This window comes from Nocardioides marmoraquaticus (assembly GCF_054777915.1).
Genome location: NZ_BAAHAA010000018.1, coordinates 24,121 through 49,851, shown reverse-complemented (window position 1 = coordinate 49,851; position 25,731 = coordinate 24,121). Strand labels below are relative to the sequence as shown.

Annotated in this window: 26 protein-coding genes, 1 tRNA gene and 1 other RNA gene; 15 read left to right on the top strand and 13 right to left on the bottom strand. The window is 73.0% G+C overall.

Annotated elements, in window-relative coordinates; genetic code table 11:
• Positions 1-11 precede the first annotated feature (11 nt).
• Genes aceE through ACYU8I_RS13710 form a run of 3 tightly spaced genes read right to left on the bottom strand, consistent with a single transcriptional unit; the run spans position 12 to position 4,908 of the window.
• On the bottom strand, positions 12-2,810 hold the full coding sequence (aceE, locus tag ACYU8I_RS13720) for a pyruvate dehydrogenase (acetyl-transferring), homodimeric type (protein WP_460841755.1): 2,799 nt from the start codon (positions 2,808-2,810) through the stop codon (positions 12-14).
• Positions 2,811-2,846: 36 nt separating this feature from the next.
• Positions 2,847-4,373, bottom strand: a complete 1,527-nt coding sequence (locus ACYU8I_RS13715) for a flotillin family protein (protein WP_460841753.1) — start codon at positions 4,371-4,373, stop codon at positions 2,847-2,849.
• A gap of 31 nt (positions 4,374-4,404) precedes the next feature.
• Positions 4,405-4,908 (bottom strand): NfeD family protein, encoded by a 504-nt coding sequence (locus ACYU8I_RS13710; RefSeq protein WP_460841750.1) that lies wholly within the window; start codon positions 4,906-4,908, stop codon positions 4,405-4,407.
• 187 nt (positions 4,909-5,095) lie between these two features.
• Between ACYU8I_RS13710 and ACYU8I_RS13705 the strand changes: the two genes are divergently transcribed.
• The 7 genes from ACYU8I_RS13705 to ACYU8I_RS13675 all read left to right on the top strand — a co-directional run bounded on the left by ACYU8I_RS13705 (position 5,096) and on the right by ACYU8I_RS13675 (position 9,502).
• On the top strand, positions 5,096-5,512 hold the full coding sequence (locus ACYU8I_RS13705; RefSeq protein ID WP_460841749.1) for a DUF3052 domain-containing protein: 417 nt from the start codon (positions 5,096-5,098) through the stop codon (positions 5,510-5,512).
• 37 nt (positions 5,513-5,549) lie between these two features.
• A complete protein-coding gene (locus tag ACYU8I_RS13700) occupies positions 5,550-7,172 on the top strand; it encodes an AMP-binding protein (RefSeq protein ID WP_460841747.1) in 1,623 nt (540 codons plus the stop codon).
• 21 nt (positions 7,173-7,193) lie between these two features.
• The gene (locus tag ACYU8I_RS13695; protein WP_460841745.1) at positions 7,194-7,658 is read left to right on the top strand and encodes a redoxin domain-containing protein; all 465 of its coding nucleotides are present in this window, start codon (positions 7,194-7,196) and stop codon (positions 7,656-7,658) included.
• A gap of 161 nt (positions 7,659-7,819) precedes the next feature.
• Positions 7,820-7,894: transfer RNA gene (locus ACYU8I_RS13690), tRNA-Val, on the top strand.
• Positions 7,895-7,930: 36 nt separating this feature from the next.
• A complete protein-coding gene (locus tag ACYU8I_RS13685) occupies positions 7,931-8,146 on the top strand; it encodes a hypothetical protein (RefSeq protein ID WP_460841743.1) in 216 nt (71 codons plus the stop codon).
• A gap of 91 nt (positions 8,147-8,237) precedes the next feature.
• On the top strand, positions 8,238-8,648 hold the full coding sequence (locus tag ACYU8I_RS13680) for a hypothetical protein (RefSeq protein WP_460841741.1): 411 nt from the start codon (positions 8,238-8,240) through the stop codon (positions 8,646-8,648).
• Positions 8,649-8,650: 2 nt separating this feature from the next.
• Positions 8,651-9,502, top strand: a complete 852-nt coding sequence (locus tag ACYU8I_RS13675) for a serine/threonine-protein kinase (RefSeq protein WP_460841739.1) — start codon at positions 8,651-8,653, stop codon at positions 9,500-9,502.
• Positions 9,503-9,697: 195 nt separating this feature from the next.
• On the opposite strand, the gene ACYU8I_RS13670 is transcribed toward ACYU8I_RS13675, so the two are convergent.
• From ACYU8I_RS13670 to ACYU8I_RS13660, 3 genes are read right to left on the bottom strand one after another with little or no spacing between them, the layout of a single operon-like run.
• Positions 9,698-10,366: a response regulator transcription factor gene (locus ACYU8I_RS13670; RefSeq protein ID WP_460841737.1), complete on the bottom strand. Its 669-nt coding sequence runs from the start codon at positions 10,364-10,366 to the stop codon at positions 9,698-9,700.
• Positions 10,351-11,829 (bottom strand): sensor histidine kinase, encoded by a 1,479-nt coding sequence (locus tag ACYU8I_RS13665; RefSeq protein ID WP_460841734.1) that lies wholly within the window; start codon positions 11,827-11,829, stop codon positions 10,351-10,353. The genes ACYU8I_RS13670 and ACYU8I_RS13665 overlap by 16 nt, the downstream gene beginning before the upstream one ends.
• Positions 11,819-12,187: a hypothetical protein gene (locus ACYU8I_RS13660; RefSeq protein WP_460841732.1), complete on the bottom strand. Its 369-nt coding sequence runs from the start codon at positions 12,185-12,187 to the stop codon at positions 11,819-11,821. Before ACYU8I_RS13660 ends, ACYU8I_RS13665 begins: the two co-directional genes overlap by 11 nt.
• Before the next feature lie 120 nt (positions 12,188-12,307).
• On the opposite strand from ACYU8I_RS13660, the gene ACYU8I_RS13655 reads away from it, so the two are divergent.
• From ACYU8I_RS13655 to ACYU8I_RS13635, 5 genes are read left to right on the top strand one after another with little or no spacing between them, the layout of a single operon-like run.
• Entirely contained in the window at positions 12,308-13,837 is a 1,530-nt protein-coding gene (locus tag ACYU8I_RS13655) for an AMP-binding protein (protein ID WP_460841730.1), read from the top strand.
• Between the two features lie 22 nt (positions 13,838-13,859).
• Positions 13,860-14,996: a Nif3-like dinuclear metal center hexameric protein gene (locus ACYU8I_RS13650; RefSeq protein ID WP_460841728.1), complete on the top strand. Its 1,137-nt coding sequence runs from the start codon at positions 13,860-13,862 to the stop codon at positions 14,994-14,996.
• 29 nt (positions 14,997-15,025) lie between these two features.
• Positions 15,026-15,769 carry a zinc ribbon domain-containing protein gene (locus tag ACYU8I_RS13645; RefSeq protein ID WP_460841727.1) on the top strand — a complete coding sequence of 248 codons (744 nt, stop codon included), beginning with the start codon at positions 15,026-15,028 and terminating at the stop codon, positions 15,767-15,769.
• Positions 15,766-16,452: a histidine phosphatase family protein gene (locus tag ACYU8I_RS13640; RefSeq protein WP_460841725.1), complete on the top strand. Its 687-nt coding sequence runs from the start codon at positions 15,766-15,768 to the stop codon at positions 16,450-16,452. Before ACYU8I_RS13645 ends, ACYU8I_RS13640 begins: the two co-directional genes overlap by 4 nt.
• Positions 16,449-16,859 (top strand): hypothetical protein, encoded by a 411-nt coding sequence (locus tag ACYU8I_RS13635; RefSeq protein ID WP_460841723.1) that lies wholly within the window; start codon positions 16,449-16,451, stop codon positions 16,857-16,859. Before ACYU8I_RS13640 ends, ACYU8I_RS13635 begins: the two co-directional genes overlap by 4 nt.
• A 26-nt stretch (positions 16,860-16,885) precedes the next feature.
• Here ACYU8I_RS13635 and yaaA read toward each other — a convergent pair whose 3' ends face one another.
• A complete protein-coding gene (gene yaaA / locus ACYU8I_RS13630) occupies positions 16,886-17,662 on the bottom strand; it encodes a peroxide stress protein YaaA (protein WP_460841721.1) in 777 nt (258 codons plus the stop codon).
• A gap of 39 nt (positions 17,663-17,701) precedes the next feature.
• Between yaaA and rnpB the strand changes: the two genes are divergently transcribed.
• The 3 genes from rnpB to ACYU8I_RS13615 all read left to right on the top strand — a co-directional run bounded on the left by rnpB (position 17,702) and on the right by ACYU8I_RS13615 (position 20,090).
• An RNA gene (gene rnpB, locus ACYU8I_RS13625) (RNase P RNA component class A) lies at positions 17,702-18,099 on the top strand.
• A 197-nt stretch (positions 18,100-18,296) separates the two neighbouring features.
• Positions 18,297-19,322, top strand: a complete 1,026-nt coding sequence (locus ACYU8I_RS13620) for a glycoside hydrolase family 16 protein (protein WP_460841719.1) — start codon at positions 18,297-18,299, stop codon at positions 19,320-19,322.
• A 153-nt stretch (positions 19,323-19,475) separates the two neighbouring features.
• Positions 19,476-20,090: a hypothetical protein gene (locus ACYU8I_RS13615; RefSeq protein ID WP_460841717.1), complete on the top strand. Its 615-nt coding sequence runs from the start codon at positions 19,476-19,478 to the stop codon at positions 20,088-20,090.
• A gap of 59 nt (positions 20,091-20,149) precedes the next feature.
• On the opposite strand, the gene ACYU8I_RS13610 is transcribed toward ACYU8I_RS13615, so the two are convergent.
• The 6 genes from ACYU8I_RS13610 to ACYU8I_RS13585 form a co-directional block, all read right to left on the bottom strand.
• The gene (locus ACYU8I_RS13610; protein ID WP_460841715.1) at positions 20,150-20,719 is read right to left on the bottom strand and encodes a TIGR03086 family metal-binding protein; all 570 of its coding nucleotides are present in this window, start codon (positions 20,717-20,719) and stop codon (positions 20,150-20,152) included.
• A gap of 54 nt (positions 20,720-20,773) precedes the next feature.
• Positions 20,774-20,905 (bottom strand): hypothetical protein, encoded by a 132-nt coding sequence (locus ACYU8I_RS13605; protein ID WP_460841713.1) that lies wholly within the window; start codon positions 20,903-20,905, stop codon positions 20,774-20,776.
• Positions 20,906-21,094: 189 nt separating this feature from the next.
• Complete coding sequence (locus ACYU8I_RS13600; RefSeq protein ID WP_460841711.1) at positions 21,095-22,333, bottom strand: FAD-binding domain-containing protein; 1,239 nt, start codon at positions 22,331-22,333, stop codon at positions 21,095-21,097.
• Positions 22,334-22,360: 27 nt separating this feature from the next.
• Positions 22,361-23,206, bottom strand: coding sequence for a transglutaminase family protein (locus ACYU8I_RS13595; protein WP_460841709.1), 846 nt, complete (start codon positions 23,204-23,206; stop codon positions 22,361-22,363).
• 13 nt (positions 23,207-23,219) lie between these two features.
• On the bottom strand, positions 23,220-24,146 hold the full coding sequence (locus tag ACYU8I_RS13590; RefSeq protein WP_460841706.1) for an alpha-E domain-containing protein: 927 nt from the start codon (positions 24,144-24,146) through the stop codon (positions 23,220-23,222).
• Positions 24,140-25,726: a circularly permuted type 2 ATP-grasp protein gene (locus ACYU8I_RS13585; protein ID WP_460841704.1), complete on the bottom strand. Its 1,587-nt coding sequence runs from the start codon at positions 25,724-25,726 to the stop codon at positions 24,140-24,142. Before ACYU8I_RS13585 ends, ACYU8I_RS13590 begins: the two co-directional genes overlap by 7 nt.
• Between the last annotated feature and the right edge of the window lie 5 nt (positions 25,727-25,731).

Below are 25,731 nucleotides of genomic sequence, written 5' to 3'. Positions count from 1 at the left end.
GCGGCGACGCCTCAGGCGTCCCCGCCCTCCTGGGCGACGTCGGCGACGGCCGTCGGGTCGTCGATGCGGTACTTCGCGAACGCCTCGGACGCGACCTCCGGCTTGACCTCGCCGCGCAGCGCGAGCGCGCGCAGCGTCTGCACCACGACGCTCTCGGCGTCGACCTGGAAGTAGCGGCGGGCCGCCGGCCGGGTGTCGGCGAAACCGAAGCCGTCGGTGCCGAGGGCGTGGTAGTCCTCCGGCACCCAGGGGGCGATCTGCAGCTGCACGGCGCGCTGGTAGTCGCTGACCGCGATCACCGGGCCCTGCGCGTCGGCGAGCGCCCGGGTGACGTACGGCGTGCGCGGCTCGGAGTCGGGGTGGTTCAGCGACCACTTCTCGCACTCCACGGCCTCGCGGGCCAGCTCGTTCCAGGAGGTCACCGACCACAGCTCAGCAGCCACGCCCCACTCCTCGGCCAGCAGCTGCTGGGCCTTCTGGATCCACGGGAAGCCGACGCCGGAAGCCAGCAGCTGCACGCGCGGGGCGTCACCGTTGCCGGGCACCTCAGGGGCGTCGGCGAACTTGTACATGCCCTGCAGCAGCTGCTGCACGTCGAGGCCCTCGGGCTCGGCCGGCTGCGACAGCGGCTCGTTGTAGACGGTCATGTAGAAGATGACGTCCTCGCCGTGCGGGTGCGCCTCGGTCGAGGTGTACATGCGCTGCAGACCGTTCTGCATGATGTGGCCGACCTCGTAGGCGTGCGCCGGGTCGTAGTGCACGACTGCCGGGTTGCTCGCGGCGAGCAGCGGGGAGTGGCCGTCGGCGTGCTGCAGGCCCTCGCCGGTCAGGGTGGTGCGGCCGGCGGTGGCGCCGATGAGGAAGCCCCGGGCCAGCTGGTCGGCCATCGCCCAGATCGAGTCGCCGGTGCGTTGGAAGCCGAACATCGAGTAGAAGATGTAGAACGGGATCATCACCTCGCCGTGGGTGGCGTACGACGACCCGGCCGCGGTCGCCGAGGCCATCGCGCCGGCCTCGGAGATGCCCTCGTGGAGCAGCTGGCCCTTCTCGCTCTCGCGCCACTTCAGCAGCAGCTTGCGGTCGACCGACTCGTAGCGCTGGCCCGCGGGGTTGTAGACCATGTTGGACGCGAACATCGAGTCCATGCCGAAGGTGCGGTACTCGTCGGGGGCGATCGGCACCAGGCGGGCGCCGATCTCCTTGTCCTTCATCCAGTCGCGCAGCAGGCGCACCACGGCCATGGTGGTCGCGACCTTCGCCTTGCCCGAGCCCTGCTTGAGCTCCTGGTAGGTCTCGTCGCCGGGCACCTTCAGCGGCTTGGCGCGCACCACGCGGCGCGGCAGCGAGCCGCCGAGGGCCTTGCGGCGCTCGAGCATGTACTCGACCTCGGGGGAGTCGGCGCCGGGGTGGAAGAACGGCGCAGAGCCGGTCGACTCGTAGGCCTCCGTGAGCTCCTTGTCGCTCATCGGCAGGTAGAGCCGGTCGCGGAACTTCTTGAGGTCGGGGAGCTTGAGCTTCTTCATCTGGTGGCTGGCGTTCTTGCCCTCCAGCCCCTCGATCGTCCACCCCTTGACGGTGTGGGCGAGGATGACGGTCGGCTGACCGGCGTGCTTGCTGGCGGCGTCGAAGGCGGCGTAGACCTTGCGGTAGTCGTGGCCGCCGCGCGGCAGCTTCTCGATCTGCTGGTCGGTCATGTGCTCGACCATCTTGCGCAGCCGGGCGTCCTGGCCGAAGAAGTTCTCGCGGACGTAGCCGCCGTCCTCGTTGGTGAACGTCTGGAAGGCGCCGTCGGGGGTGCTGTTCATGGCGTTGACGAGCACGCCGTCGACGTCGCGGGCGAGCAGGTCGTCCCACGCGCGGCCCCAGATGACCTTGATGACGTTCCAGCCGGCGCCGCGGAAGTAGGACTCCAGCTCCTGGATGATCTTGCCGTTGCCGGTGACGGGGCCGTCGAGCTGCTGGAGGTTGCAGTTGATGACCCAGGTGAGGTTGTCGAGCTCCTCGCGGGCGGCGACGCGCAGGGCGCCCAGCGACTCTGGCTCGGCCATCTCGCCGTCGCCGAGGAAGGCCCAGACGTGCTGCTGGGCGGTGTCCTTGATGCCGCGGTGCATCAGGTAGCGGTTAAACCGCGCCTGATAGATCGAGTTGATCGCCGTCAGGCCCATGGAGACCGTCGGGAACTCCCAGAAGTCCGGCATCAGGCGCGGGTGGGGGTACGACGGCAGCCCGTTGCCGGCGCCGTGCTGGACCTCCTGGCGGAAGCGGTGCAGCTGCTCCTCGGTGAGGCGACCCTCGAGGAAGGCGCGGGAGTAGACGCCGGGGGAGGCGTGGCCCTGGATGTAGACCTGGTCGCCGCCGCCCTCGGCGTCCTTGCCCTTGAAGAAGTGGTTGAAGCCGACCTCGTAGAGCGACGCGGACGACTGGTAGGTGGCGATGTGGCCGCCGACCTCGAGGCCCGGGCGGTTGGCGTCGGAGACGGTGACCGCGGCGTTCCAGCGGATGAACGCACGGATGCGGCGCTCCACCTCCTCGTCACCGGGGAACCACGGCTCGCGCTCGGTGGGGATGGTGTTGATGTAGTCGGTGCTGCGCAGCGCGGGGACGCCGACGTTGGTCTCGCGCGCCCGCTCCAGCAGCCGCAGCATGACGTAGCGGGCCCGGTCGCGGCCGCGCTCGTCGAGCATCGCGTCGAAGGACGCGATCCAGTCGCGCGTCTCGTCGGGGTCGATGTCGGGCAGCTGGGTGGGCAGGCCCTCGTGGATCACCGATGCCCGAGGGGTGGCCTGGGACTTCTTCTCAGCGTCGCTCACGAGCCCATCGTGCCACTGCCGCGGGCGACTGGAAATTTACTGGTCAGTACCTTGGATCGTTCCAACACCGCCCGCCCGGTCACCGGTCTTGTCGACCGCCGAGCGCACGCTGCGCTCGAGCAGCGCCTGCAGGTCGAGGCCGGTCGAGGTCTTGAGCATCGACAGGGTCTGCACCACGTTGTCGTTGACCTGCTTGGGCAGCGCTCCCGCGCCATCGGTCGACAGCACGGTGAGCTGGTCGATCGCCGCGATCGGGGCCGCGACCTCGCGCGCCACCTGCGGCAGCACCTCGATGAGCATCTGCAGCACCGCGGCGTCGTTGTAGTTGGCGAAGGCCTCGGCGCGCTTGTCCATCGCCTCGGCCTCGGCCTGGCCGACCGCGAGGGTGGCGGCGGCCTGCGCCTCGCCCTCCACCCGGGTCGCCTCGGCCTCCGCCGTACGCCGCGCCCGCTCGGCCGCACCACGCTTCTCGCCCTCGATGGCCTCGGCCTCGGCGAGCGCCGTACGACGTGACTTCTCGGCCTCGCCGGACAGCCGCTGCTCCTCGGCCTTGGCCTGGGCGGCGGCGATCGACGAGGCCTTGCGGGCGTCGGCGCCCGCGATCTCGGCGGTGCGCTTGGCCTCCGCGTCCTGCTCGACGCGGTAGCGCTCGGCGTCGGCGGGCTTGCGCACCTGGGTCTCGAGCTGCCGCTCGGTCAGCGCGGCCTGGCGCACGGCGACCTTCTCCTGCTCCAGCAGGATCGCCTGGTCGCGGTCGGCCTGCGCGAGCGGTCCGGCCGCCGCGGCCTGGGCCGACGCGGCGTCGGTCTCGGCCTTGATCTCGGCCTGGCGCAGCGCGAGCTGGCGCTGGGCGACCGCGATCTCCTCCTCGGCCTTGATGCGCGCCTGCTCCGCGGCCTGGCGGGCGTTGGCCTCGGCGATGGACGCGGCCTGCCCGATGCGGGCCGCCTCGGGGCGGCCGAGGTCGGCGAGGTAGCTGCCGTCGTCGGTGACGTCCTGGATCTGGAAGGTGTCGAGGATGAGTCCCTGGCCGGTCAGGGAGTTCTCGGACTCGTCGGCGACCCGCTGGGCGAAGGCGGCCCGGTCGCGGATGATCTGCTCGACCGTGAGGCCGCCGACGATCGAGCGCAGCGCACCGGCGAGCACCTCCTGGGTGAAGGGCTCGACGTCCTGCTGCTGCGAGAGGAAGCGCTGAGCGGCCAGACGGATCTGGTCGGCGTTGCCGCCCACCTTGACGATGGCGACGCCCTCGACGTTCAGCTTGATGCCCTGGCCCGAGACCGCCCCGCGGATCTGCACCGAGATGCGCCGGCTGGAGAGGTCCATCGTGGCGAGCTTCTGCACGAACGGGACGACGAAGGTGCCCCCGCCGAGGATGACCTTCTGGCCCGAGAGGTCGGTGGTGAGCGCGCCGGTCTCGGGGTTGAGCACGGCCTTGCCCTTGCGGCCCGTGACGATGAAGGCCTGGTTGGGGCCGGCCACCTTGTAGCGGCTGGTGACCAGGAGCACCAGCAGCACGAGCAGGACCAGCAGGCCGATCACGGGGATCAGGTAGTCGGGCATCGAGGACCTTCCAGGGTGTCGGGCGAGCGGGTCAGTCGAGCAGGGGGTGGACGGGGGCCACCGTCACGGCGGTGGGGGAGAGCACGGAGGTCACGTGGACCGCCGTGCCGGCGGACAACGCGACCTCCGCGCGGGCGTTGAGGCGCACGACGTGGCCGCCGACGAGCACACGGACGGTGCCGTAGCCGTCGGCCGGCACGGCGCTGACGACCTGTCCCTCGCGGCCGAGCACGTCGTCGGCCTCCGGTGTGCCGTCGCTGCCGCCGTCGCGGACCAGCCGGGTCAGCCACGCCGCGAACCAGCCGGCCAGCACGCCGGCACCGGCGCCGACCACGAGGCTGAGCCAGGTCGGGGCGCCCAGGGCGTCGACGGTCGCACCGCCGAAGCCGAGCGCGGCGACGAAGGCGCCGAGCACGGCGGTGGAGAACGCGTCACCGGTCAGGGCGTCGAGCGCGCCGTCGAGGACGTCGCCGAGCACCAGCGAGACCAGCAGGACGAGCAGGCCGACGACGCCGACCACGAGCAGTGCGGTCACTGCGGGCCCCCCTCCCGTCGGTGCTGGAGCCGGAGCCTAGCGCCTCCGACGTGCGGATTCGCCCGTTCGGGGGGCGTGGACAGGCTTGCGCGGGGCACCCAGGTCTAGTGGACTACGCACACCTGGCCGCCGGGCACCCACGTCACGGCGGCCGTCCACGTGGGGGATCGGCAGAGAGGCAGGCACGGTGAGCCCGAGCGCAGGGGGCGAGGTCTCGATCGGTTCGAGGCTGGGCTTCAAGGCCGGCATGGTGGTCCAGGAGCTGGGCTGGGACGAGGACGTCGACGACACCGTCCGGCAGGAGCTCGAGGACGCCGTAGACGGCGACCTCGTCGACGGTGAGCACGGCGACGTGGTCGACGCCGTCGTGCTGTGGTGGCGCGACGACGACGGCGACCTGGTCGACGCGCTCGTCGACGCCCTGACCGATCTCGTGGGCGGCGGCGTCATCTGGCTGCTGACCCCCAAGGTGGGTCGTCCGGGTGCGTGTGACCCCTCTGACATCGCCGAATCAGCCCCGATCGCGGGACTTTCCACCACGACCACCGTTGCCGTTGGTAAGGAATGGACGGGGACACGGCTCGTGGCCCCGAAGTCCCGCTAGCGGCGGGTCCCGCACACGACTGCAGGAGGGTGGCGCGTTGGTCTTCGAGCGTCTGGGCAAGGAGGCCGCGCGACACGGCCGCATGGTGAGCACGATGGCTCGCAGCGGGGTGATCCGGCCGTACGGCCCGCGCACGCTGGCCCGCCTCGGGCGCCGCCTGCAGCAGTGGGGCATCGGCTTCGCCGGTGGCATGGGAGCGCTCGCGGAGCGCAACCCCGACGGCACCGCCATCGTCGACGAGCTCGGGTCGCTGACCTGGCGCCAGGTCGACGAGCGGTCCACCCGGCTGGCCAACGGCCTGCGCGAGCTCGGGGTCGGCGAGGGCGACAGCGCCGCGGTGCTGATCCGCAACTCGCGCTACTTCGTCGACGTCTCGACGGCGCTGTCCAAGCTCGGCGCCGACATCCTCTACCTCAACACCGCCTTCTCGGCGACGCAGCTGGGCGAGGTGTGCGAGCGCGAGAAGCCCACCGCCATCGTCTACGACGAGGAGTTCTCCGAGCTCGTCGAGAAGTCCGGCGTCGACGTGGCGCGCGTGGTGGCCTGGCGCGAGGAGGGCAGCGAGGACGCGACGGCGTACGTCGAGGACCTCGTCAAGCGCGGCAGCCTGGCGCTGCCCACGCCGCCCGAGCACACCAGTCGGCCGGTCATCCTCACCTCCGGCACCACCGGCACCCCCAAGGGCGCGCCCCGCGACGAGGCCGGCATCGACGGTGCCGTGGCGCTGCTGTCGCGGATCCCGCTCACGACCGACGGCACCACGCTGATCGCCGCGCCGCTGTTCCACACCTGGGGCTGGGCCCACCTCAACCTCGCGATGCTGCTCGGCTCGACGCTGGTGCTGCGGCGCAAGTTCGACCCGGCCGACTTCCTGGCCCAGCTGCGCGAGCACCGCTGCGACGCAGCCATCGTCATCCCGGTGATGATGCAGCGGGTCATGAAGCTCGACGCCTCCGAGCGTGACGGTGACTGGTCGTTCCTCCGCGTGGTCGCCGCCTCCGGCTCGGCGCTGCCCGGCGACCTGGCCACCGACTGGATGGACGCCTTCGGCGACAACCTGTTCAACACCTACGGCTCGACCGAGGTCGCGTGGGCGACCATCGCGCAGCCGCAGGACATGCGCGACGCCCCCGGCACGGCCGGCAAGCCGCCCGCCAACACCGTCGTGAAGATCTACGACGAGGACGGTCAGCCCGTCGACACCGGCACCTCGGGGCGCATCTTCGTCGGCAACTCGATGCTGTTCGGCGGCTACACCGGCGACACCGAGGAGAAGAAGGACGTCATCGACGGCCTGATGTCGTCGGGCGACGTGGGTCGCTTCGACGACGAGGGACGGCTCTTCGTCGAGGGCCGCGACGACGAGATGATCGTCTCCGGCGGCGAGAACGTCTTCCCCAAGGAGGTCGAGGACTGCCTGTCGCGCCACGACAAGGTCGCCGACGCCGCGGCCATCGGCGTCGAGGACGACGACTACGGCATGCGGCTGCGCGCCTTCGTCGTCACCGACGGCGACGTCGACGAGGACACCCTGAAGGGCCACGTCAAGGACAACCTCGCCCGCTACAAGGTGCCGCGCGAGATCGTCTTCCTCGACGAGCTGCCCCGCAACTCCACCGGCAAGGTGCTCAAGAAGGACCTCAAGGAGCTCGAGGTCTGAGCCCGCTGGCACGATGACGCCATGAGCGCCCTGGCCGTCGGTGACGTCGCCCCCGACTTCACCCTGACCGACCAGCACGGGCAGTCGGTGACGCTCTCCGAGCACGCCGCCGGCCGGGCGACGCTCCTGATGTTCTTCCCGTTCGCCTTCAGCGGCATCTGCTCCGGCGAGCTCACCGGGCTGCGTGACCGGCTCGGCGAGTTCGAGACCGACCTCACCACCGTCGTCACGCTCAGCTGCGACCCGGTGTACGCCCTCCGGGCGCTCGCCGACCGTGACGGGCTGTTCTTCCCGATGCTGAGCGACTTCTGGCCCCACGGCGAGGTGACGGCGTCGTACGGCGTGCTCGACGAGCGCACGGGCGGCCCGACGCGGTCGTCGTTCGTGCTCGACGGCGGGCGGCAGGTGCGGTGGACCGTCACGAGCCCCTCCGGCATCGGTCGCGACCTCGCGGCGCACGCCACTGAACTGGCCGCACTGGTCTAGTTTTCGGTAGCGGTTTCAACTTTCCGCTTGGACGACGACCCCGCGTCGGGCAGTCTTGGACGTGCCGCGCCGCTGGTGACCCGAGACGCCAGCGGCGCGGTTCTTCGTTCCCCGGACCCCGGCCGTTAAGGTGTGCGCGGTCCGGGCCCGAGGCCCGTCCCGGGCGTATAGCTCAGCGGTAGAGCCCCTCGCTTACAACGAGGTGGTCGGGGGTTCGATCCCCTCTGCGCCCACCACCTGCTCCTGACCGCCCCTCGGGAGGCACCCCCGACGTGGCCGGCGCCCTGCTCGCGCTGCTGCTCCTGCGTCTCGTCGCGCTGAGCCCCCGGGCCACCGTCGTCGCCTCGCTGCGGCCCGACGCGGCGTACGCCGAGACGGGGACCAGCCGGGGCGCCACCGCGGCGCTGCTCATCATGGGCTGCGTGATCGGCGTGACCCTCCACGCCCTCGTCCTGCGACCGCGGCTGGTGCGCGCCGGACGACGGTGAGAGCCCTCTCATCGCGACCTCACGGACGTCTCACGGCTGCTCTCCACAGTGGTGCCACCGACACCGCACCGACCACCACAGGAGACACCCCATGAAGCTCATCCCCGCCACCTTCGCCGCCGTCGCCGGCGCCACCGCCATCGGCGTCCTCGGCATCCAGGTCGCCCAGGCCGACGCCACCGAGCTCGGCAAGCGCGACGAGGACGCCGTCGTGCTCGCGCTCGCCGACGACGTGGACGACGACGACACCCGCGACCGCGACGACACGCCTGACAACACCCGCGACAACACCCGCGACCGTGACGTCACCCGCGACCGTGACGTCACCCGCGACCGCGACGTCACCCGCGACAACACGCGTGGCGACGTGACGCGTGACCGCGACGTCACCAACGACGTCACCCGCGACCGCGACGTCACCCGCGACAACACGCGTGGCGACGTGACGCGTGACCGCGACGTCACCCGCGGCGACGTCACCAACGACGAGACCCGCGACTGACCGTGAGCCGACACTCCAGCTGGGAGCTCGCCGAGGGCGCGTCGATCACCGAGGACCTCTCGGTGGTCGACCGCCTCGGCGGCGGCTCCACCTGCGAGGCCTACCTCGCCTTCGACGAGCTGACCTACGGCCCCGTCGTGGTCAAGCTGCTGCGGCCGGACCGGGTCGTCGACGGCCTGTCCGCGCTCGGGGCCGAGGTCGAGGCGCTGCGCACGGTCAACCACCCGGTCGTCGTGCGTCACCTACGCCACGACCTCGACGGTCCCCGGCCCCACGTGGTCATGGAGGCCGTCGACGGCCCCCGCCTGTCCACCCTCGTACGACGCTTCGGCCCGCTGCCGCCGGAGCAGTACCTCCCGCTCGGCATCGAGCTCGCCTCGGCCGCGCAGTACCTGCGCCGTACCGGCTGGGTGCACCTCGACCTCAAGCCCAGCAACGTCGTCATGGCGGCGCCCGCCCGCGTCATCGACCTCTCCGCGGCCCGCACCGTCGCCGACGCGGCGGCGCTGACCCACCCGGTCGGCACCGACGCCTGGATGGCGCCGGAGCAGTGCGCGCCGGGGCACGGCGGCGTACCGGGGCCGGCGAGCGACGTCTTCGGCGTCGCCGCGACCCTGCACCACGCGATCTCGGGGGAGCACCCCTTCGCCGACGACGGCGGCGACTGGCCGCAGCTGCGCCACGACCCGCGGGCCCTCCCGGCCGGGGTCCCGCGTCCGGTGGTCGACGTCGTCCGTGCCGGGCTGTCCGCCGACCCCGCTGACCGCCCCACCCCCGTCGAGCTCGCCGAGTCCCTCGAGCCCGTGTACGCCGCCCTGCCGAAGGGCCGCCTCGCCGGCCTCCGCACCCGCTGACCGCCCGCCCGCCAGCGCGCCCGCCAGCCCGCCCGTCAGCCCGCCCGTCAGCCCGCCCGTCAGCACGCCCGTCAGCCCGCCCGGTCCGATCGTCACTGACCCCGGAAGTCTGTCGCTGAGCCACGAAGGCTTCCGTGGCTCAGCGACGAAGTCACTGGTCAACCAGTGACTCTGCCACCGGGGAGGACCAGCCGATCAGCCGTCGAAGCGGTAGCCCATGCCGCGCACGGTCGTGATCGCGGTCGAGCCGAACTTCTTGCGGAGGTAGCCGACGTAGACGTCCACAACGTTGGAGCCGGGGTCGAAGTCGTAGCCCCACACGAAGGAGAGCAGCTGCTCGCGCGAGAGGACCTGCCCGGGGTTGAGCAGGAAGATCTCGGCCATCCGGAACTCCCGTGCCGAGAGGTCGACGACCTTGCCGCCGACCGTGGCCTGACGGGTGCGCAGGTCGAGGCTGACCGCGCCGGCGGACACGACGTCCTCGCGGCCGCCGGGCTGCTCGTTGGCCTGCCGCAGGCGCAGCCGGACGCGCGCCTGCAGCTCGGCGAAGCGGAACGGCTTGGGCATGTAGTCGTCGGCGCCGCCCTCGAGCGCGGTCACCGTGTCGGTGACGCTGTCGCGTGCGGTCAGCACGATGACGGGCAGGGTCGAGCCCTGCGCGCGCATCTGCCGCAGCACCTCGAAGCCGTCCATGCCGGGCAGGCCGATGTCGAGCACGACGAGGTCGAAGTCACCGGTCAGCGCGTAGTCGAGCCCGGTGGGGCCGTCGGCGGCCACCGTGGTGGCGAAGCCGTCGGCGGCGAGCCCCTTCGCGACGAAGGAGGAGATGCGCTGCTCGTCCTCGACGATCAGGACGCGTGCCATGGAGTGCCTTCCTGCTGGGGTGGGGTGACGGGCTGGAGCGGGAGCCGGAGGGCGAAGCGGGCGCCACCGCCGGGGCCGTCGTCGACGCGGGCCTCGCCGCCGTGGGCCTCGGCGATGGCGCGGACGATCGACAACCCGAGGCCGAAGCCCTCGTCGCCGTCGAGGACCTCGGCGCGGCCGAAGCGCTCGAAGATGCGCTCGCGCGCCTCGGGGGCCACGCCGTGGCCGGTGTCGGTGACGCTGAGCACGACGTCCCGACCGTCGACGTGGGCGGCCAGCGTGACCCGGTCGCCGCCCGTCGTGTGCTTGACGGCGTTGTCGCACAGCTGGAGCAGCGCCTGGGTGACGCGCTGCTCGTCGAGCTCGGCCGACACCTCCTCCGGGGGGAGGTCGCCCAGGGTCCACGTGCGGTCGATGGCGAGGGCTGAGGCCTTGCGGTGCACCAGCTCGACCAGGCCCGCGACGCTGGTGGGGCCCGGACGCACGAAGTCGGGCCGGTCGCTCTTGGCGAGCAGGATGAGCTCGTCGACCAGGCGCGACATCCGCTCGATCTCGTCGAGCAGCAGCGCCCGGGTCTCGTCGACGTCGGCCGGGTCGCCGGGGTCGAGCACCTCGAGGTGGCCCTGGAGCACCGTCAGCGGCGTCCGCAGCTCGTGGCCGGCGTCGTCGAGGAACTGCCGCTGCGCGCCGAAGCCCTGCTGCACCCGGTCGAGCATGGCGTTGTAGGTGCGGGTGAGCTGCCCGATGTCGTCGCTCGAGGCGACCTCGAGGCGGCGCGAGAGGTCGGTGGCGCTGATCTCCTCGGCGTTCTCCCGCAGCGCCCGCAGCGGGCGCAGCAGCCGGCCCGCCTGCAGCCACGCGGCGCCGGCGACGAGGACGAGCAGCACGGCCGCCACGACGGCGTACGTCTGGATCGTGCGGCGCAGCTCGGCGCTCTGGGAGTCGAGGTAGTTCACGACGACCAGGGCGTCGGGCCCGCCGTCGGCACCGGTGCCGACGGGCTGCACCGTCATCAGGTAGCGGCCGATGCCCGGCACGTCACGGGTCGTCGACCCGCCGTCGGGCAGCAGGCTGGCGACGGCCCCCCGGAAGCCGGGGTCGTCGCGGGTCGTCTCGGAGACGAGCGGGTGCGCGCTCGCCTGCTGCGAGGCTCCGTTCCACCACCCGACGAAGAGCTCGTCGTCGTCGGGCACGTTGCGCACCAGGAACGCCTCGAGCAGCGCCTGCGACGTGCGCAGCCGCTGGTCCTGGCCGAGCTTGGCGAGCTCGGCGAGCTCCTGGTCGACGTTGGCGTACGTCGCGTCGCGCTGCCGCTCCGCCTCGAGCACGTAGACGAGCACGCCGCTGGTCGCGAGCGCGACGGCGACGAGCACGGCCACCGACACCGCGATCCGGGTGCGGACCGAGACGCCGGCCAACCGGTCGCGCCAGCCGCGGTGGCCCGGCGGGGCCTCAGTCGTCATCGTCCCCGTCGTCGTCCCCGTCGTCGTCATCATCGTCGTCCGGCCCGTCGTCGTCCGGCCCGTCGTCGTCGCCGTCGAGCTGCTGGGGACGCGGCGTCACGACCTCGACGCCGCCACGGTCGTCGCGACGGTCGTCGGCGCGCTCGCGGGGCGGACGGGACGGACCAGCGGACGGAGCGCCGGACGAACGGCGCGACGGGCTCGTCGAGGGCGACGGGTCGCTGGCGACCTCGTCGACGACGATCTCGCGGGTGGGCGGCGGGTCGTCGTACGACGTGGCGCTGCCGACCGCGTAGGCCCCCGCGGTGAGGGCGACCAGGGCGAGGACGCCCACGAGGACCTGGGCAGGGCGGGTCATGCCGAACATCGTCCGGCTCCCTCGTGGATGCTCGATGAGACGGGCATGAGAGTCCTCTCATCGTCGTGGGTGGCTCCCACTAGGGTGGCAGCACCACCGACGTGAAGGGAGTCACACCCGATGCTCGTGCCGTTCTCCGCCGCCGACTTCCTGCAGCGCGCGCTCGCCGTCTACGCCGATCGCACCGGCGTCGTCGACGAGCCGCAGCAGCCGGCCGCCAGCCTGGGCGAGCTGACCTACGGCCGCATGGGCGAGCTGGCCGCGGCGCAGGCGGCTCGCCTCGACCGGCTCGGCATCGGGGTGGGGGAGCGGGTCGCCTACGTCTCTCACAACAGCGCCCGGCTGCTCACGGCGTTCTTCGGCGTCACCGGCTGGGGCCGGGTGCTGGTGCCGATCAACTTCCGGCTCTCCGTCGACGAGGTGCGCTACATCGTCGAGCACTCCGGCGCCCGGGTGCTCTACGTCGACCCCGAGCTCGACGAGGCGCTGGCCGACGTGGAGTGCGAGCACCGCTTCGTCATCGGCGACGACGACCAGATGTACGCCGAGGGGGTCGACCCCGAGCCGTGGGAGCACGACGAGAACGCCACGGCGACGATCAACTACACCTCCGGCACGACCGCGCGGCCCAAGGGCGTGCAGATCACCCACCGCAACATCTGGACCAACGCCGTGACCTTCGGGCTGCACGCCGGCGCCACCGACCGCGACGTCTACCTCCACACGCTGCCGATGTTCCACGCCAACGGCTGGGGCTGGCCGTTCGTCGCGACCGGCCTCGGCATGAAGCACGTGGTGCTGCGCAAGGTCGACGGCGCCGAGATCCTGCGTCGGGTCGAGGAGCACGGCGTCACCGTCATGTGCGCCGCGCCGGCCGTCGTGGCGTCGGTGCTCGAGGCCGCCGAGACCTGGGAGGGCGAGGTGCCCGGCCGCGACCGGGTGCGCATCATCGTCGCCGGTGCACCGCCGCCGACGCGCACGGTGGCGCGGGTCGAGGCCGAGCTGGGGTGGGAGTTCATCCAGATCTACGGCCTGACCGAGACCTCACCGCTGCTGACGGTCAACCGCACCCGGTCCGAGTGGGACGACCTCGATCCCGAGGACCGCGCCGCCAACCTCGTCCGTGCAGGCCAGCCCGCCCTGGGGGTGACGCTGCGTGTCTCCGAGGGCGGCGAGGTGCTCGCGCGTTCCAACGTCGTGCTCGAGGGCTACTGGGAGCAGCCCGAGGCGACCGAGGCGGCCCTGGGCGACGGGTGGTTCCACACCGGTGACGGCGGCGTGATCGGCGACGACGGCTACCTCACGATCTCGGACCGCAAGAAGGACGTCATCATCACCGGCGGCGAGAACGTCTCCTCGATCGAGGTCGAGGACGCCATCTTCTCCCACCCCGACGTCGCCGAGGTCGCCGTGATCGGCGTGCCCGACGACAAGTGGGGCGAGACCATCAAGGCGCTGGTCGTGCTCAACGAGGGCTCCGAGCTGTCCGAGCAGGAGCTCGTCGACTACGTGAAGTCCAAGGTCGCGCGCTACAAGGCGCCGTCGTCGGTGGAGTTCCGCGACGTCCTGGCCCGCACCGCCACCGGCAAGCTGCAGAAGTTCAAGCTGCGGGCGCCCTACTGGGAGGGTCGCGAGCGCCAGGTCAACTGAGCTGCCCCGCTAGCCTCGCCGCATGGCGACGCTGGGAGACATCACCGGGCTGCTCGAGCAGTGGTACCCGCCCCACACGGCCGACTCCTGGGACGCCGTCGGCCTGGTGCTGGGCGACCCCGCCGACGAGGTACGCCGCGTGCTGCTCGCCGTCGACCCCGTCGCCGCGGTGGTCGACGAGGCGGTGCTCACCGACGCCGACCTGCTCGTGACGCACCACCCGCTCTTCCTCCAGGGCGTCCACGGCGTCGCCGCGACCACGCCCAAGGGCCGGGTCGCCCACCGGCTGCTCGGCAACGGCTGCGGCCTCTACACCGCGCACACCAACGCCGACTCCCCGGTCGGCGGCGTCTCGGAGTCGATGGCGCTGGCGCTCGGCCTGGTCGGCGTGCTGCCGCTCGACCCCGACCCCCGGCCGGCGCTCGACGTGCTCGTCGTCCTCGTGCCGCGCGCCGACGCCCCGGCGCTGCGCGAGGCGCTGGCCGCCGCGGGAGCAGGACGCCTCGGTGACTACGAGGCGGCCAGCTTCTCCGCCCCCGGCGAGGGTCGCTTCCGTCCGCTCGACGGGGCGAGCCCGACGGTGGGGGAGGTCGGCCGGTCCGAGGTGGTCGAGGAGGAGCGGGTCGAGGTGGTGCTCCCGCGCGGGTCGCGCGAGCGGGTCGTCGCGGCGGCGCTCGCCGCCCACCCCTACGAGGAGCCGGCATACCACGTGCTCGAGGCGGCCGCGCTCGGCGACCCGGGCCGGGGGTCGGGGCGGATCGGGCGGCTGCGCGAGCCCACCGACCTGCGCACCTTCGCCGACACCGTCGCGGCCGTCGTGGGGCCCACCGCCCGGGGGCTGCTCGTCGCGGGCGACCCCGACCAGGAGGTGGCGACGGTGGCGCTGTGCGGCGGTGCGGGCGACTTCCTGCTCGACCGCGCGCGGCAGGTCGGCGCCGACGTCTACGTCACCTCCGACCTGCGGCACCACCCGGCGTCCGAGCTGCGGGAGCACGTCGCGGCCGGCGCCGGCGCGCCCGCGCTGGTCGACGTGCCGCACTGGGCCGCGGAGAGCACGTGGCTGCCGGTGCTCCGGGAGCGGCTGGTGGGCGCGCTGGGCGATACGGTGGAGGTCCTCGTCAGCGAGGTCTGCACCGACCCGTGGACCTTCCGCGTCTGACCTGCCCACCTCAGGAGGACCCACCACCCGTGCAGGCCGATCCCGCCACCCAGCTCCGACTCCTCGACCTGCAGGAGCTCGACTCCCGTGCCGACGCCCTGCGCACCCGGCTCGGCTCGCTGCCCGAGGCGGTGAAGCTCGCCGACGTCGACCAGCGACGCGGGCAGCTCGACGGCACCGTGCGCGACCTGCGGGTCGTGGTCAGCGACACCACCGCTGAGCAGGAGCGGGCCGACGCCGACGTCGAGCAGGTCAAGACGCGCCGCACGCGCAACCAGCAGCTCCTCGACGGCGGCTCGGTGGGCGACCCCAAGGCGCTCGACCGGCTGGTGGGCGAGCAGCAGTCGCTGCAGCGGCGCATCAGCGAGCTCGAGGACGTCGAGCTCGAGGTGATGGAGCGGCTCGAGTCGGCCCAGACCGACCTGAGCGCCCGTGAGGCCGACCTGGCCGAGCTCGACGGCCACCGGTCCCAGCTCCAGGCCGAGCTCGACGAGAAGCAGGAGGGCCTGCGGGCCGAGCTCGCGGAGGTCGAGGCGCAGCGCTCGCCGGTCGCCGCCGACCTCCCGGACGACCTCGTCACGCTCTACGAGCGGCTGCGGGCGCAGAAGGGCGGCGTCGGCGCCGCGGCGCTGCGACGTCGCGAGTGCGGGGGCTGCCGGCTCACCCTCAACCCCGCGGACCTCGCCACCATCGCCGCCGCCCCCGAGGACCGCGTGGTGCGGTGCGAGGAGTGCAGCCGGATCCTGGTGCGCACCCCGGAGTCCGGCCTGTGACGACCAGCCGGGGCTGGGGCGGCCCGGCCTCGTCGACCACGCTCGTGCTCGTGCGACACGGGGTCACCGACCACACGGTGGCCAAGCGCTTCTCGGGCGGCCTCGCGAGCAGCAACCCGCCGCTCAACGAGACCGGTCGCGAGCAGGCCGCGGCCACCGGTGCGTGGCTCGCCCCGCTCGCCGACTCCTTCGACGTCGTCGTCACCTCGCCCGTGCGCCGCACCCGCGAGACCGCCGCTGTCCTCGTCGAGCAGCTCGGGTCGGCCACCGCCCACGAGCCGGTCGTCGAGGACGCCTTCGCTGAGATGGAGTTCGGGTCCTGGGACGGCCTGACCTACGCCGAGGTGCACGAGCAGCACCCCGACGACCTCGCGGCCTGGCTGGGCGACGCCGACTCCGCGCCCCACGGCGGCGAGTCGCTCGCCGGCGTACGCACCCGGGTCCTGGAGGGGCGCGACCGGCTGCTCGCCGAGCACGCCGGTCGCACCGTGGTCGTCGTCTCCCACGTGACCCCGATCAAGGTGCTCGTCGCCGACGCGGTCGGCGCCTCGCTCGACGCGGCGTACCGGATGGAGCTGGCGCCCGCGTCGGTGACCGTGCTGACCTACTTCGCCGACGACGACGGCGCCGTCCACCCGCAGCTGCGGTTGTTCAACGGCCGCCCGACGGGAGTCGGCCTGTGAGCACGCGGCCGGTCTCGCCGCTGGTGGAGTCGGGGCTGGCCGAGCTCGCCGCGGGCGCGCTGTCGGGCTGGGTCTACACGCTCGTGACGCAGCAGCCCGACCTCGCGCGACGCCTCGGCATCGTCGACGGCTCACGGATCCGGCAGTGGCACCTCGACCTCGCCATGCTCGGCACGGCGAGCGTCGCCGCCGGGCTGGCGGTGCCCGACGCCCCGGCCTCGGCCCAGCGGGCGCTGCAGGTGGGGGCGTGGACCAACGCGATGGCGTTCCTGCCGATGGCCTTCGACCGCGACATGGCACAGCGCCCGACCTTCAAGGCCGCGGCGGCAGCGTCGTTCGTCGCCACCACCTGGGGCTTCTGCGGCCTCGCCCTCCACGCCCGCCGCACCCGCCGTACGTCTCGCTGACCTCGCTGCCCGACCGGGACCGGCGCTCAGACCTCGGTGACCACCACGTCGAGGCGGGTGCCGGTCTTCTCCGGCTCGGTCTCGACGTGCCAGCCCAGGTCGGTCAGCAGCGTCGCGAGGGCCGTCGGGGTGCGGGGCGACTCGCCGCGCTCGAGCAGGGCGCGCACGAGCCGCCCCTTGGTCGCCTTGTTGAAGTGGCTGACCACGCTTCGTCGGCCGTCGCGCTCCTGCAGCACCCGCACCGTCGCCACGCGGCGGGCGAGGTCAGCGCCGGGCCGCCAGAAGGCGGCGTACGTCGACGAGCGCAGGTCGACGACCAGCCCGCCGCCCGCGGCCTCCTGCGCGACCGGGCCGAGCGCACGACGCCAGTGGGCCGCGACGCCGCCGAGGTCGGGCAGCGTGGTGTCGCCCGAGAGGCGGTACGACGGCACCCGGTCGCCGGGACGCAGCAGCCCGAAGACCGAGCTGGTGACCGCGAGCCAGCGGGTGGCGCGGCGGCGGGCGGCCGCGTCGAGGGTCGCGAGGTCGAGGTGGTCGTAGAGCACGCCCGTGTAGAGCGCGTCCGCGCGCACGGTGGGGGCCTCCCACAGCGCGCCGTTGCGACGTACGTCGTCGGTCTGGGTGGGGCCGAGCCCGAGCACGTGGCTCGCCGAGTCGGCGTCGTCGCGGCACAGCGCGACCAGCGCGTCGACGACCTCGGCGCGGGCCTGCGTGAGGTCGGGGAAGGACAGCGAGGTGAGGTCGAGGGGCTTGCCGCGACGCGGGACGGACTTGCCCTCGGAGGGCGGCAGCAGCACCAGCACGCGGCACAGCGTAGGAGGGCCTATCCTGCTCGGAGCGGACGGGCTGGCCGGGCGACCGCGTCACGCACCACGGAGCGATCCGGGGTGGGTGTCGAGGAAGGTCCGGGCTCCACAGGACAGGGTGGTGGGCAACGCCCACCCGGGGTGACCCGCGGGATCAGTGCCACAGAGAACAGACCGCCAGGCTCCGCACGTCGGGGTCCTGGCAAGGGTGAAACGGTGGTGCAAGAGACCACCAGCGCGACGGGCGACCGTCGCGGCTAGGCAAACCCCACCCGGAGCAAGACCAGACAGCCAGCGCTCGAGGGTGGTCCGCCCGAGCTGGCGGGTAGGTCGCTGGAGGGTGTCGGCAACGGCACCCCGAGATGGATGGTCGCCGCCCGCGGTGCCGTGAGGCCCGCGGCGTACAGAACCCGGCCTACAGGCCAGCCCGTCCGCACCACACCCCTGACCTGCGGCGCCGAGGGGCGCCGTCGCACGACCCGCCTGCACCCTCGAGCGCGGCGGATTGTCGCCACAGCCCTGGGGGCACGGCCGTCCCCGGGTTAGGTTGCGTGCGCCGGCACCGGCCGGCGCACGATCTCGGGAGGCAGTCATGGGGAGCACACGCGCGAAGGCACGAGGGCTGGGAGTCGTGGGGGCCGTTGCCCTCGGCTCGCTCGCGGTGGTGGTGCCGGGCCCGGTGGCGGCCGAGGAGGCCGCGGTCACGATGAAGGGCGAGACCATCCGTGTCGAGCCCGGCGTCTCCGCGACGAAGAACGTCGTCCAGAACGACGTCGTGCCCGGCACCCCCAAGCGGCTCTCCGTGGTGTCCAAGCCCGCGGGGACGATCGCGACGACCGACGGGTGGAAGCTGTCGGTGGAGGTGCCGAGCACGGGCACCTACACCTTCACCTATCGGGTGACGACACCGACGAGGTCGGGCCAGGCCAAGCTCACGGTGATCTCGACGGAGCCCGACTTCACGCTGAAGAAGCAAGACGACTTCACTGGCCCGGGCCTCGACAAGACCCAGTGGGAGCCGTTCACGACCACGTGCGGGTGCTCGGCGGACACCCAGTGGGACCCCAGCCAGGTCGAGGTCTTCGGAGGCACGCTCAAGCTCCACAACCGCTTCGTCAACGGCAGGTGGCTCTCGGGGGGAGTGGGCGGCTGGAAGGACGCCTTCAAGAACCGGTACGGCAAGTACGAGGCGCGCATCCGGTACGAGAAGGGCTTCGGTCACTGGGCTGCGGCCTTGACCTGGCCCGACGGCAAGTCCGGCGGGAAGTGGCCCGTCGACGGAGAGCTCGACTTCTACGAGATCTTCGGGGAGTCGCCATGGGACCAGCGCGGTCAGATGCGCCAGACGCTGCACTACGGAGAGCAGGTCGGCGGGTCGCACCCACAGATATCGGCTCCAGTACAGAAGGCGAACTTCGCCGCGTGGCAGGTGGCGGGAGTCGAGTGGACGCCGACCTCGGTCACGTTCACGCTGAACGGCCGGACGACCCACACCATCACCTCGCCCGGCGAAGCCATCCCCGGCAAGGTGATGTGGATGGGCTTCCAGAACGTCATCAAGCGGATCGACGGCAAGCTGCCGACACCGAGCGCCGACCGCGACCCGGTGACGTTCGAGGTGGACTGGGCTCGCATCTACACCTGGAACGGGTCCTGAGGGTCGAGGCCCACGTCGTGCCGGAGCGCCACGGGCACGCTTCTGCTGTGTCAAGAGGGCCCAGAGTGGTTACTTCCTCAAGTACAAGGCTTACACCGTAAGCCTGACGTCCGTGCCCTTCGCGGACGGCTTCCCCGACCGAGGAGGACCACCATGACCAGCACCGACCCCCGGGCGACCGGGACCGGCGAGCCCGTCGCCGATCGCAAGACCACCGTCGCACGCGAGAAGGAGGCGTACGGCGGCATCAAGATCGGCTCCGCCTTCTTCGGGTGGCTGACCGCCACCGGCATGGGCGTCATCCTGACCGCGCTCATCGCCGCCGCCGGCGCCGGCGTGGGCCTCGTCTCGAGCGCCTCCGAGGTGGCCGACGCCGCCAGCAACCAGGGCATCTCCGCCGAGCAGATCGGCTGGGCCGGGGTCGTCCTCGTGCTCGTCGTCATCTTCGTCAGCTACTACAGCGGCGGCTACGTCGCCGGCCGCATGGCGCGCTTCAACGGCGCCCGCCAGGGCATCGCGGTCTTCGCCTGGTCGATCGTGGCCGCGATCGTCGTCGCGATCCTCGGGGCGATCGGCGGCGCCCAGTTCGACGTGCTCGACCAGCTCAACAGCTTCCCGCGGATCCCGGGCAGCCTCCCCGACCTGAGCCTCGCAGCCGTCGTCGCCCTCGTGGGAGTCGTGGTCGTGAGCCTCGTCGGCGCCATGCTCGGCGGCCTCGCCGGCATGCGCTTCCACCGGGCCGTCGACAAGGCCGGCCTCGGCCGCTGATCCACGCGCACGACCGCGACGGGCGCGGAGCCACCAGGCTCCCCGCCCGTCGTCGCGTCTCAGGGGCGCGGGTCGCGGCCGGCGAGGCCCAGCACGCGCTCGAAGCGCGACGCGTCGTCGGGCACCGGGACCACCGGGCCGAACAGCCCGCCGCGGTCCGAGCCGTCCGGCACCTGCTCCGACGGGCTGACGATGGGCAGTACGGCGTCGCACTCCGCGTCGGTCGGGTCGTACGCCGCCCCGGTCGCGGCCGCGAGGTCCCAGCCGTGCAGCAGCACCTCGTCGAGGGCGACCAGCCCGCACACCTCGCCGGGGAGGTCGATGCCTCCCGCGCGGGTCATGCCCTCCCAGGCGGCCGGGTCGTCCCAGGCGTCGGCGAGCTCGGTCAGCCGCGTGCGCACGAGGTCGCGCCAGCCGTCCGGAAGGGGACCGTCGAGCGGGGCGGGTGGCTGGTCCGTGCTCGCGCCGAGGGACTTCGACGCCGCGTCACGGAAGGCCTCGCTGAGCCCGAGCAGGTGCAGCAGCACCTGCCGCACGCTGCCCGCGACGGTGGGTCGGTCGAGGTCGTCGTCGGCGAGTCCGGCGACGATCGCGGCGGTGCGGTCGCTGGTGGGGTGCAGGTCGATCATGGGGGAGGGACCCGCGCCCGACCGCCGACTCATCGGTGGGCGGTCGTCACGCGGTCACGACGCAGGCGGCACCGGGTCGGCGCCGGGCACCGGGTCGGGGACCTCGTCGGGCGGGGGCGCGGGCTGCTGCTCGTCGGGGTCGATGCCGGGGTCGAGCGGGTCGGGCACGGTCGGCGCGGTCGTCATGGGCGACCCGTACCCCGCTCCTCGGTCCCGCGTCGCCGAGACCCGGCACGCAGCCACTCGGCGCCGCAGTGACCTGGACGCAGGCCGGAGCGCGAACCGGGCAGCCGGGGTGCCCCGTCTGGTCCGGGACGCAGCGGACACGTCGGCGGCGACCGGTCTGCCTCAGGGGACGCCACCACGCGCGACCGCTCAGCGCGGGTTGCCGACCGCCTTGCGCCAGGCCGAGAACGATCGCAGCGGCGCCTCGCGCGGGCGCACCAGCCACGGCCAGGGGTGCAGCTCGGTGACGTCGAGCCGCGCCGAGCGGTCGGCGAAGCCGGGGACCGGCGCCCAGGTGGCGGCCAGGGTGCGCCCGGCCAGCTCGTCGGTGACCCGGCCGCGGCGCACCTCCAGCGGCCGGGTGGTGGCCAGCTCGCCGAGGGTCTCGGCGAGGAACACCAGCCGCTTGCCGGAGAGCCGCAGCCGGGCGAGGAGCGGCTCGTCGAAGCAGAAGACGGCGACGCGGTCGGGGTCGGCCGCGAGCGCGGGGTCGTCCACGCCCAGCGACTCGGCGGTCAGCCACACGGCCTCGGCGTCGACCAACGGTGAGGCGTCGGGGCCGGCGGGCGTCGGCCCGCGGCCGAGGTCGGGCGCGCCGTCGACAGGGCCGCCGGGCGTGCTGTCGGGCCAGTCCTGCACCGGGCAGTCGTCGCGGAGCGCGCAGCCGCGGCACAGCTGCGGCGAGCGCTTCTCGACCTGCCAGCGGCTGAAGCCGTAGGGCTTGGACCTGCCGGTGCCGACCGTCCACTGCCAGCCCAGCCGGTTGGCGGCGCGCGAGCCGTCGAGCAGGTGGGTGAAGAAGGCGTCCTCGCCCTCGCGCCAGTCGGCCCCGGCCCGCACCGCCCACTGCGAGGCCGCCCACATGCGGGTCTGGTTGACCAGCCAGCCGTCGTCCTCGAGCCCGCCGACGACGAGGTCCATGCAGGCCATCTCGCGCGGCCAGGGCTCTCGCGACCACCCCGCGACCGGGACGGGCTGCTCGCGGCGCAGCGGCTGCCCCGTCGCGCGGCCAGCGCGGGCGTAGACGTGACGGGAGTACTCCTGCCACATCAGCTCCTCGCGGTAGCGGAAGCGATCGCGTCCCGGTGCCCCCGACACCGCGTCCCAGACCGTGCGTAGCGGCAGCAGCCCGTGGCGCACGTACGGCGACACCCGCGTCGCACCGCGGCGCGACTCCGGCAGCACGGTGCTGCGCGAGCGGGCGTAGCCGGCCACGTCGAGGCCGGCCAGGGCGACGTCGGCCGCCGTCTGACCACCCCGGACGGCTCCCGGCCGCACGCCGTCCGCGCCCTCGAGCGTCAGGTCGCCCAGGTGCTCGGCCACCCAGGCGGCGACGTCGTCGGGGGTCGCGCCGTCGGTCGGCGACGGGGGAGCGGGCAGCTGCGGCATGACCCTGGGTGCCCGCTGGGGCGGGTCCTAGGCCAGCCGGGTGACCTGCACGTCGACGAACATCCGGGACGTGCCGGAGCCGGAGAAGATGCCCGAGAGCGGCTTGACGTCGTTGTAGTCGCGACCGGTGGCGGTCACGACGTGCCGGTCGCCGGGCTCGGTGGCGTTGGTGGGGTCGTAGCCCCGCCAGCCGTCGTCCCACCACTCGACCCAGGCGTGCGACTCGCCGCGTGCAGGCTCGCCGACCTCGGGCTCGAGGCGCGGGTGGAGGTAGCCGGAGACGTAGCGGGCCGGGATGCCGACGCTGCGCAGGGCGCCGATGGAGATGTGGGCCATGTCCTGGCACACGCCGGTACGCCGCTCCCACGAGTGCGCCGCGGCGGCGTCGACCGTCGTCGAGCCGGAGACGTACTTGACCTCGTCGTACACGACGGCGCAGACCCGGGCCGCGGCCTCGCCGGGTGTGGCGCTCGCAGCCGCGATCTCGCGCGCCCGGGCCGCGAGGTCGGGCGCGGGGGCCACGCGCTGGGGCAGCACGAGGTACTCGACGTGGCGGTCGGCCTCCTCGGGCGCGCGCAGCTGCTCCCACGACAGCGACGGCTCGCCGGCGGGCACCCGGTCGGTGTGCACCGTGGCGGTGCCGACCACGGTCAGCGCGTGGTGGGGGTCGAGCACCTCGAAGGCGGTGACCTGCGCACCCCAGTAGTCGCGGTAGGTGTAGGTCCACGGGGTGGGGGAGACCTCGACCCGGCTGTGCACGACGATCTGCCCCGGCGAGGTCTGCGGGGTCAGCCGCGCCTCGTTGAAGGACGAGTTGGCCTTGCCGTCGTACTCGAAGCCGGTCGTGTGGACGATCCGCAGCTGCATGCTCATGGGGACTCCCGGGTCACGCCCGCACGCCGTGCCACTCGGTGGCCTCGGCGCCGGCGAAGTAGCGGCGGGTGATGGCGTCGGTCGCGAGGGCGCAGGTGCGCTGCAGGCGCTCCATCTCGGCGGGCAGCTCGGCGACGACGTCGGACAGCGAGCGGTACTCGAGCTCGGCGCGGGTGCGACCGAGCAGGCGCTGCGCCTCGTTCTGCACGCCGGCGCGGGTGCCGCCGGACTCCACGCTCTCGAGGCAGCGCTCGGCCTGGGTCAGGCCGAAGACCACCGAGCGGGGAAAGAGGCGGTCGAGCAGCAGGAACTCCGCCGCGCCCCGCTCGGTCTCGAGCCCGCGGTAGGTGCGCAGGAAGGCCTCGTAGGCGCCGCACGCCCGCAGCGAGGTGCCCCACGCGGAGTCGGACCCCAGCGCTGCCGTCGCCACCAGCCGCGAGGTCATGTCGGCCCGCTCGATGGAGCGGCCGAGCACCAGGAACTGGTAGCCCTCGTCGCGGGTCATCGTGGCCTCGGCGATGCCGTTGACCTGCGCCGCACGGTCGCGCACCCACCGGAACGCCACCGGCGGGCGCATCGAGCGGAAGTGGCCCGACGGGATCGCGCGCCACGTGGTGTTCATCGCCTCCCACATCGAGGTCGACAACGTCTCGCGGGCCCGGCGTGCGCTCTCGCGGGCGGCGGCGAGGGTGGCCGCGATCGAGGTGGGGGAGCCGACGTCGTAGGCGAGCACCCGCAGCATCTCCGCAGTCGTCACCGGCGTGCCGGGGTCGGCCTCGACGCCCATGATCGACAGCAGGCTGCGGCAGGTGCTCTCCTCGTCGACACCGGGGTCCTCGAGGATCAGCTGGGTCTGCACGTCGAGGATCCGGGCGGTGTCCTCGGCCCGCTCGACGTAGCGGCCGATCCAGAACAACGACTCCGCGATGCGGCTCAGCACGAGGTGCCTCCCTGCTGCTGCTGCTGTTGCTGCTGTTGCTGCTGGTCCTGGGCCGAGGAGAACGTGTCGAGGGCGGGGCCGGCGTCCTGGCTGGTCGTCGGCACCGCGGCAGGGGCGACCTCGACCCGGGGCACCGCCCGGGCGGCGCCGCCGGCGAGCACCCAGGTGTCCTTGGAGCCACCGCCGCGCGAGGAGTTGACGATGAGCTCGCCCTCGCCGAGCGCGACGCGCGTCAACCCGCCGGGCAGGACCCACACCCGGTTGCCGTCGTTGACGGCGAAGGGGCGCAGGTCGACGTGGCGCGGCCGCATGACGCCGTCGACGTACGTCGGCACCGTCGAGAGCTGGACGACGGGCTGGGCGATCCACGCCCGGGGGTCGGCGAGCACCTTGACCCGCAGGTCGTCGAGCTCGTCGCGGCTGGCCTGCGGCCCGATGACGATGCCCTTGCCGCCCGAGCCGTCGACCGGCTTGAGCACGAGCTCGTCGAGGCGGTCCATGACCTCCTCGCGGTGGTCGGCGTCGCCGAGCCGCCAGGTGTCGACGTTGCGCAGCACCGGCTCCTCGCCGAGGTAGTAGCGCACGAGGTCGGGCAGGTAGGTGTAGATCAGCTTGTCGTCGGCGACGCCGTTGCCGATGGCGTTGGCGATGGTGACGTTGCCGGAGCGGGCGGCGTTGATGAGGCCCGAGCAGCCCAGCAGCGAGGAGCTGCGGAAGTGGACCGGGTCGAGGAACTCGTCGTCGACGCGGCGGTAGATGACGTGCACCGGCTCGAGGCCCTGGGTGGTGCGCATCATGACGCGCCCGCGCCGACACTCGAGGTCACGGCCCTCGACGAGCTCGACGCCCATGGTGCGGGCGAGCAGCGCGTGCTCGAAGTAGGCGCCGTTGAAGACGCCGGGCGTCAGCACCACCACGGTCGGGTCGGTGACACCGGCGGGCGCGGCGGCGCGGAGCGCGGTCAGCAGCTTCTGGGGGTAGCCGGCGACGGGCCGGATGCGGTGCTCGCCGAAGACCTCCGGCAGCGCCGCGGCGATCGCGCGACGGTTGGTCATCACGTAGGAGACGCCGGAGGGCACCCGGACGTTGTCCTCCAGGACGCGGAACTCGCCGTCGTCGTCGCGAATCAGGTCGATGCCGCTGACGTGCACCCGCACGCCGTTGGGCGGCTCGATGCCCGCGGCAGCCCGGTGGAAGTGCGAGGAGCTGGTGATGACGCCGCGGGGCACCACGCCGTCCTCGAGCACCTGGCCCTCGTCGTAGACGTCGGCGAGGAACCGCTCGAGCGTCTGCACCCGCTGCTGCACGCCCGCCTCGACGCGCGACCAGGCGTCCATCTCGATGACACGCGGCAGCACGTCGAGCGGGAAGGCCCGTTCCTCGCCGCCGATGTCGAAGGTCACGCCCTGGTCGAGGTAGCTCGACTGCAACGCCTCGACGCGACCCTGCAGCTCGGAGCGCCCCATGGACTGCAGGGAGGGGTGCACCCGGGTGTAGGGCGTGCGCAGGGCCTCGCCGTCGTACATCTCGTCGAAGGCCGCACCCGTGTGGGCCCCGTAGTCCTCGAAGATGCCCGTCACGGTCG

Excerpts from the sequence above, each read along its gene's own strand:
- ACYU8I_RS13660 (WP_460841732.1), bottom strand. The coding sequence starts at position 12,187 with ATGACCCGCCCTGCCCAGGTCCTCGTGGGCGTCCTCGCCCTGGTCGCC.
- ACYU8I_RS13650 (WP_460841728.1), top strand. The coding sequence starts at position 13,860 with ATGGCGACGCTGGGAGACATCACCGGGCTGCTCGAGCAGTGGTACCCG.
- ACYU8I_RS13655 (WP_460841730.1), top strand. The coding sequence starts at position 12,308 with ATGCTCGTGCCGTTCTCCGCCGCCGACTTCCTGCAGCGCGCGCTCGCC.
- ACYU8I_RS13615 (WP_460841717.1), top strand. The coding sequence starts at position 19,476 with ATGACCAGCACCGACCCCCGGGCGACCGGGACCGGCGAGCCCGTCGCC.
- ACYU8I_RS13680 (WP_460841741.1), top strand. The coding sequence starts at position 8,238 with ATGAAGCTCATCCCCGCCACCTTCGCCGCCGTCGCCGGCGCCACCGCC.
- ACYU8I_RS13595 (WP_460841709.1), bottom strand. The coding sequence starts at position 23,206 with ATGAGCATGCAGCTGCGGATCGTCCACACGACCGGCTTCGAGTACGAC.
- ACYU8I_RS13610 (WP_460841715.1), bottom strand. The coding sequence starts at position 20,719 with ATGATCGACCTGCACCCCACCAGCGACCGCACCGCCGCGATCGTCGCC.
- ACYU8I_RS13670 (WP_460841737.1), bottom strand. The coding sequence starts at position 10,366 with ATGGCACGCGTCCTGATCGTCGAGGACGAGCAGCGCATCTCCTCCTTC.
- ACYU8I_RS13695 (WP_460841745.1), top strand. The coding sequence starts at position 7,194 with ATGAGCGCCCTGGCCGTCGGTGACGTCGCCCCCGACTTCACCCTGACC.
- ACYU8I_RS13665 (WP_460841734.1), bottom strand. The coding sequence starts at position 11,829 with ATGACGACTGAGGCCCCGCCGGGCCACCGCGGCTGGCGCGACCGGTTG.
- ACYU8I_RS13600 (WP_460841711.1), bottom strand. The coding sequence starts at position 22,333 with ATGCCGCAGCTGCCCGCTCCCCCGTCGCCGACCGACGGCGCGACCCCC.
- ACYU8I_RS13715 (WP_460841753.1), bottom strand. The coding sequence starts at position 4,373 with ATGCCCGACTACCTGATCCCCGTGATCGGCCTGCTGGTCCTGCTCGTG.
- ACYU8I_RS13605 (WP_460841713.1), bottom strand. The coding sequence starts at position 20,905 with ATGACGACCGCGCCGACCGTGCCCGACCCGCTCGACCCCGGCATCGAC.